Below are 1,689 nucleotides of genomic sequence, written 5' to 3' on the forward strand. Positions count from 1 at the left end.
TGATTTATTTCTTCGTAATATGGCTCGACCGTCACGCCCGACGGCGGGCCGCGAGGTTGCGCCACCCGTGACGGACCAGGTCAACAGGGGCAGACAAATCAATGTGCGGAATCGACGGCTTTCTGAATAGCGTCGCCTTCGATGAGGAGACAGCGCGCGGCACGCTCGCGCGAATGACGGCGAGCCTCGCGCATCGCGGGCCGGACGGGCAGGGCATCTGGGTCGACCCGGATGCCGGCATCGCGCTCGGCCACCGGCGGCTCGCGATCGTCGACCTGTCGGTGCACGGCCGGCAGCCGATGGCTTCCGCGTGCGGTCGCTACGTCCTCGTCTTCAACGGCGAAATCTACAACCATCGCGAACTGCGCGCGGAGCTCGAGCGCGCAGGGCGTGCACCGGCGTGGCGCGGTCACTCCGACAGCGAGGTGCTGATCGCGGCGATCGTCGCGTGGGGCGTCGAGGCCACGTTGCGCCGCGCGACCGGCATGTTCGCGTTCGCGCTGTGGAATCGTGCGTCGCGAGTGCTGACGCTCGCGCGCGACCGGATCGGCGAGAAGCCGCTCTACTACGGGCGGATCGGCGACGCGCTCGTGTTCGCGTCCGAGCTGAAGGCGTTGCGCGGCTACCCGGGCTTCGACGGCACGGTCGACCGCGACGCGCTGTGCCTGTACCTGCGCCAGTCGAGCGTGCCCGCGCCTTATACGATCTATCGCGGCATCCGCAAGCTGCCGCCCGGCACGTACATCCAGTTCGAACATGCGCGCGACACGCCGCGCCTGCGCGCGTACTGGACGCTCGAACAGGCGATCGAGGCCGGCCGCGCGCAGCCGTTCGAGGGCAGCGCCGGCGAAGCCGTCGGCCAGCTCGACACGGTCCTGCGCCAGGCCGTCGCGCGGCAGATGGAGGCCGACGTGCCGCTCGGCGCGTTCCTGTCGGGCGGCATCGATTCGTCGGCGATCGTCGCGCTGATGCAGGCGCAATCGGCGACGCCGGTCGACACGTTCACGATCGGCTTCCACGAGGCCGGCTACGACGAAGCCGGTTACGCGAAGGCCGTCGCGCGCCATCTCGGCACGCGCCATACCGAGCTTTACGTGACGGCCGACCATGCGCTCGGCGTCGTGCCGAAGCTGCCGTCGATCTACGACGAGCCGTTCTCCGATGCGTCGCAGATCCCGACCTTTCTCGTCTCGGAACTGACGCGCCGGCACGTGAAGGTGAGCTTGTCCGGCGACGGCGGCGACGAATTGTTCGGCGGCTATACGCGCTACTTCCTGACGCCACGCCTGTGGCGCAAGCTGCATCGCGTGCCGGCGGCGGTGCGTGCGCGGATCGCCGCCGCGCTGCACGCGTTGCGGCCCGATCACGCGGACCAGCTCGCGGCCGTCGCGCAGGGTGCGTTCGGCGGCGGTGTGGAAGCGCGCGAATCCGCGTCGCGCATCGGCGATCGCCTGCACAAGCTCGGCCATGTGATGACGGCCGAGAGTCGCATCGGGCTGTACCGGCTGCTGATGTCGTCGGTGCATCATCCGGAGCGCCTCGCGCTGTCGGGGCAGGAGCCGCCGACGCCGCTCGACACGGTGTCCGCCTGGCCCGCGCACCTGAGCTTCGCCGAGCAGGCGATGGCGATCGACACGCTCACGTACCTGCCGACCGACATTCTCGCGAAGGTCGATCGCGCGGCGATGG

At 69.6% G+C, this 1,689-nt stretch carries 1 protein-coding gene; it reads left to right on the forward strand.

Features of this window, described 5'->3' with window-relative positions:
- Positions 1-101: 101 nt before the first annotated feature.
- A partial coding sequence (asnB, locus tag JMF90_RS36090) for an asparagine synthase (glutamine-hydrolyzing) (protein WP_201326251.1) occupies positions 102-1,689 on the forward strand: 1,588 nt, incomplete at its 3' end.

This window comes from Burkholderia sp. E168m23 (genome assembly GCF_016586125.1).
Classification (GTDB): domain Bacteria; phylum Pseudomonadota; class Gammaproteobacteria; order Burkholderiales; family Burkholderiaceae; genus Burkholderia; species Burkholderia orbicola.